Source organism: Caballeronia sp. GAWG1-1 (assembly GCF_023631465.1).
Lineage (GTDB): Bacteria > Pseudomonadota > Gammaproteobacteria > Burkholderiales > Burkholderiaceae > Caballeronia.
Window position 1 is genome coordinate 1 of the sequence record NZ_JALQDB010000080.1, and the last position, 4,673, is coordinate 4,673.

Annotated in this window: 4 protein-coding genes; 1 reads left to right on the forward strand and 3 read right to left on the reverse strand. The window is 60.0% G+C overall.

Features of this window, described 5'->3' with window-relative positions:
- Window positions 1-1,137 precede the first annotated feature (1,137 nt).
- On the reverse strand, window positions 1,138-1,533 hold the full coding sequence (locus tag NCT03_RS33405) for a hypothetical protein (RefSeq protein ID WP_250495488.1): 396 nt from the start codon (window positions 1,531-1,533) through the stop codon (window positions 1,138-1,140).
- 66 nt (window positions 1,534-1,599) lie between these two features.
- Window positions 1,600-2,091 (reverse strand): hypothetical protein, encoded by a 492-nt coding sequence (locus NCT03_RS33410; protein ID WP_244832074.1) that lies wholly within the window; start codon window positions 2,089-2,091, stop codon window positions 1,600-1,602.
- Window positions 2,092-2,372: 281 nt separating this feature from the next.
- Between NCT03_RS33410 and NCT03_RS33415 the strand changes: the two genes are divergently transcribed.
- On the forward strand, window positions 2,373-2,837 hold the full coding sequence (locus NCT03_RS33415; protein WP_244832073.1) for a hypothetical protein: 465 nt from the start codon (window positions 2,373-2,375) through the stop codon (window positions 2,835-2,837).
- Between the two features lie 414 nt (window positions 2,838-3,251).
- On the opposite strand, the gene NCT03_RS33420 is transcribed toward NCT03_RS33415, so the two are convergent.
- Window positions 3,252-4,673, reverse strand: a 1,422-nt coding sequence (locus tag NCT03_RS33420; RefSeq protein ID WP_250495489.1) for a tyrosine-type recombinase/integrase, incomplete at its 5' end; no start/stop codon positions are given.

A 4,673-nucleotide genomic window follows, 5' to 3' on the forward strand; every position in this document is an offset into this window, starting at 1 on the left:
TTGCCTTCGCTTTCCATGCTTCAAATCTCCCGTTACAGCCAAGATCCGAAGTCTCCTACATTTCCGGGGCGGTTCAACAATCAACACCGCGCATTAATGCTGCGGCCTCTGCCAAGCGCGAGGTGCGTCGTGCAACGATATCCGCCTGAGCTCGGTCGACGCTAGCGGCGATGGCTAATAGCGCGGCTGGGCTTCGTCCAATGGGTTCGCCAATCGACTTTCGCAGGCCTTGTCCACCATGCTCACACCTCGCTCTAAAGCTGTGCGATATTCGTGATCGATATTGGCTTGGGTCGGGATAGAGATAGTGGGCCAAAGATGCCCGTCAAAGCCAATTATCTGAAGCAGCACAGCGGATCGGTTGCCGGCAGTGGCTGGTTGTTGTGTAATGAGTAAGCGATGAAGCCGGTAACGAATTTCCAATTTCAGTCTCTGTTCGCGAGCGTAAACCGCATGGATGCCGTGCGACCGACTATCGTGATCCGCATTCCCACGCATCAAGCAGTACACGAATCGAACAGACCGTCGCACCGGTTGCCCGTACGATACGTAAAGCGAAGGCGTTTGGATGCGACTCCGGCGAAATAGCGAACTCTCAAGATACGTCGTCTGGTATTGTCGCGCCGCTACTCCGCCTTGACGCAAATCCAAGTTAGTCTGGCAGCGCTTCGCGAATGAAAATCGACTGAACGACATCTGCCAGCAAGTCCCATGCAGCCAAGGCCGCGAAATTTTCATCCGCTCAGAAGTGAATCTCTTACCAAAACCACGCTGGAACCGGAAATGACTCGAGAACCTTCGAGCCGAAGTCGGTAATCGGCGCCGAGATCATGCAGTCGTTGGTGACGTTCGCCGTCACGGGAAACGAGAACGACGGGTAAAACCGGCAGCGCGAGACAGTCGAGAAACGTTCTGGTGATCGGCAGCGTTTGATAGCCGACGTGCGCCGTGCTACCGTACGTTGCGCCGAGACTGCCCGCCCGCACTGGCCAGGTCACGAAGCGCAGACGTCCCTCAGTCGATCGAAGGAGGCCGCCCCTGTGTCAACTCGCGCATCCAAGCCGGCCAGCGCTTGTCGCGGGAGTGCACCCGGCCGAAAAGCTCAATCTCAAGCTCAACAGAGGCGATATGGACGGTTTAGTCAAGATATCTCGGCGCGGTGACGGGGCCAAACATCTCGTGACCATTCTTGCGCGTTGCCCCGATCGCCCGCTGAGCTGCGACCCTTCCGCTTTCGCCAAGCTCGAACGATTTGCGCAACGCGTCCCGCGTCGCTGCTGACTCGGGCAGGTGGTGCTCCCTCACGACATTTCGGTAATAGGTGGCCCAAGGAGACGCTTGCAAGAAGGCGGCGACTTCCACCGAGCAGAAACCCTCGGCCAACATAGCGCGCGCCGCGCGCCGCTCCGGGTTGCTTAGGAAAAACCGCTGCGCGGCCACGTCTTGCACAAGCTCCTGAAACTCGGCCTCCACCTGCCCGCGTTTTCCAAGTTCGTCGCCCGCTCCGCCACATTCGTCCATTTGCTTGTTCACTCTCGGTTTCGCTCGTTCAGTTTCCGCAAGCGTCGCGCTCTAGCGCCTAAAACGTATCGTTTTCGCTCAATCGCCAGGATCTAACTGGGATCGCGGCAGCAGCGTGTCTAGCAGGTCCTGCATCCTCGCTCCGTGATCGAGCTTTGCCTCAAGCCATTCATTGGCCTCCACGATCACGCCCATACGAACCTGCAACAGCTGGCGGTGATGCTCATTAAGCGCGCGGCCGATCGAAGCGAAAACCGCTGGCGCAACCTGCCAGTTATTATCGAGGCAGCCCCGCTCGATCGCTTCTGCCAGTCCCGTGGCCGCCTCGGCTAGCGTTTCCTTGGCCAACGAACCAAACCCCAACTGGGCAACGCGAGCGGCCACGACCGTGGCGTGCGCGAGCGCTAGGACGGCTTCGGGGTCAGCGTCCCCCGCGCGCACGCGATCGAGCGAAGTCCATGAGCGAAGCGATATATGATTGGCGGTCGCCTCGCTCACAGGCAAGAACATGGCCTTGTTGTTGCGGGCGCGCTGGCCAAGCCCTCGCTTAAATTTGTTTTGCTGGGTCATGACTGGGAAACGGCTCGGAATTCGGAAACAGGGGCATATTCGCATGCTGTGCGTTCGCAAATGTCTTTTTGATTTAGGGTCCCATCGTCCAGCGTTGAACTCGCAAGCGTGTGGCGGACAAAAAAACGCCCGCGGGGCGGGACTCTTTGTCGTTAGCGAAGACCCGAGCGTCGGCACGGCGCAAGCGTGTACGATTGCAAGAGGAGACCAATTTGAGATCCGTAATGCCACCGCGACTTAGACGGCTTCGATGGCCACGATGGACGATGGTGCACCGTGCGATGAATCCCTTCGACCACCTCTTCGAGGGGGCAGGCGACTTGCGCCCCGCAAGCACTTCAGATCCCCACTCGGCATTCGTTTCGGACGAGGCGCGCGCGCTGCGCGGCGCGCTGAACGTCTTTGACGCTTGGTCGAAACGCATTTTAATGGTGTGCGAGCTGCACCTGCGTGCTGAAAATGACGAAGCGGCTGCGGATCGCGCGACTCCATCACTGTCAACCAACCATTGGTTGCTGCCAATGCTGTTTTCGGAACTTGAGCGGCAAGCAACTGGCGCAAGCCGGCGGACCCTTCGAGCGCTGCAAAACGTCAAAGTGGCCAAATCGAACGTCGCGCCATTCCTGAACCCGGCACAACGAGCCGAACAGCATGCGCGGGCGTTCGGCGACGCAACAGCGCGGTTGCAAGAGGCGTGCGAGCGCTTCCATGACGCGCTCACCGAAGACGTCAATCGCCGGTCCTGAATCCGTCGATGCCTCTGTCGAGGCTTGTTATTTTTGCCATTGAGGTAATCTAGTTTGGCTAACGGCAAAAACGTCAAAGCGGTTGTTTGATTGAAGCTAATCCGGTCGTCAAATGCCGCTACGGCGACGCAATGTCCCCTTTCTGCTGGCCTATTTGGCTTCCTGAATACAAGTGCAGTTTTTCACCCCTGTCAAAAGGAAATGGATAGACCGGGCCACGTTTTATAGCCATCTGCCCATTCTTGCATGTCTTCGCAGCGAACCAACTTCCTGTTTTCTAGCTTACAGAAATCTCATTGTCCAAGCGCGCCGGCGGCGTATCGGCGAGCTGATAACGCCCGAACTCTTTTCGGCGACATGACGCCGTTCCTCAAGCAACATCTTTTATAACCCTCCGCGTTCGAGCTTAGGGCACTAAGAGTCGTCGTCTGCGTAATACCGCGCGGCAGCCTCAAGCATGCGCCGCTTTTCCGCCTTGACGTAGATCGAGGTCGTCTGCAGCGATGCGTGACCAAGGATCGACTGCACAACATCGGTGGGCATATCCCGCGCGACGGCGCGCGTGCCGAAGGTATGGCGAAACGCATGTGCCGAGGTGTTGACCAGTTGCACCAGGTCCTCGGTGCTCATCTCGCTTAGCGACGCGGGGTCGGCTCTAAGCTCAACCACCAGTCGGCGGACAGCCATGCGTACCAGCCGCCCGAGCGCGTCCGGCGTGTAGGCCACATCGTCGTCAGTGGCATGCCGATTCTGTGCAGTGTTGGTTTCCGGAATCCAAAGTGGCGCGATCAGCGGCCCGTGCGCCTGACTATCGAAATTGCGATCGCGGTCGGCCCAATGAGCGCGCAGCGCATCAAGCGTGGCGCTGCTCACCGGCACGGTGCGTTGCTTGCGCCGCTTCCCGACGATCGTCAGGGTCCAGACGGATCGCGCACGCGCGCCAGACGCCTCCCCCGATGGTTGTCGCGCGGACGTCGACAATTCGCTTCTGACGTCAGAAGGCCGAAGGTCTTCACGCCTCGCCCGAGCGGCTTCTACTCGACGTAACCCCGAGTCACCCATCAAAAGAATGGCCGCTCGCGCAGCCCGCCATTGAGGCGCCGCCTCTTGCTGCTCACGCGCCCGCGCCTGCTTGGCTAAACGTTCCGACGACTGTCCCGTCGCCGCCGGTGTCGAAGATGCCGAGGCCACACAACGGGCGTCGAGGAGCCTTCGTACGCGCGTCCAAAGATCGGCCGGTAAGGCGCGATGAACCTGCACCGCTGTCTCGCGAATGACCGTCGCCGGTTCATGCACCGCGCTCCAAGGATTGCCGGCGAGATAGCGCACCTCGACGAGCCAGGCGAACGCCGCGTGGATCACGCGCACCGCATACGCCTGACTGTCGTCCGACAGTCCATCGGGCGCAAAGGGGCGCCAACGGCCGCTCGTGCGCGGACGCTTCGGCCCAGTAAAGCTCGCGATCGGCGCCTTCAGAAAGTCCTTGTATGTCTCGCAGTCTTCGACGAGCAGTGAGGACAGCGGCTTTTGTTGAACGACCACGCTCCACAAAATCAGCCGTTCGAGCTCCCGCGTATAGGCACGCAGGGTCACCGGACGATCGCGATACCGGTGCAGGTAGGCGTGCACGGCGGCCAGATCGTGCTCGGCACGAATGAAGGCGAAGCTGCCCGCACGGTTGATGCCTCGATGGAGTCCATCACCGCCCGATAACTCAGCCGGCACGGCAAGCTGCTCGAACGGCGCCAGACGCGGCACGGCCGGATCGCCGCCCACCACGATGGCGACCGGCTCGCCCGCTGCGCGAAAGGTGACGTCAAGTGGCCTCGCATCGAC

What these genes read in the sequence shown, in the direction of transcription:
- NCT03_RS33410 (WP_244832074.1), bottom strand. Translation starts at nt 2,091, where the DNA reads ATGACCCAGCAAAACAAATTTAAGCGAGGGCTTGGCCAGCGCGCCCGC.
- NCT03_RS33415 (WP_244832073.1), top strand. Translation starts at nt 2,373, where the DNA reads ATGAATCCCTTCGACCACCTCTTCGAGGGGGCAGGCGACTTGCGCCCC.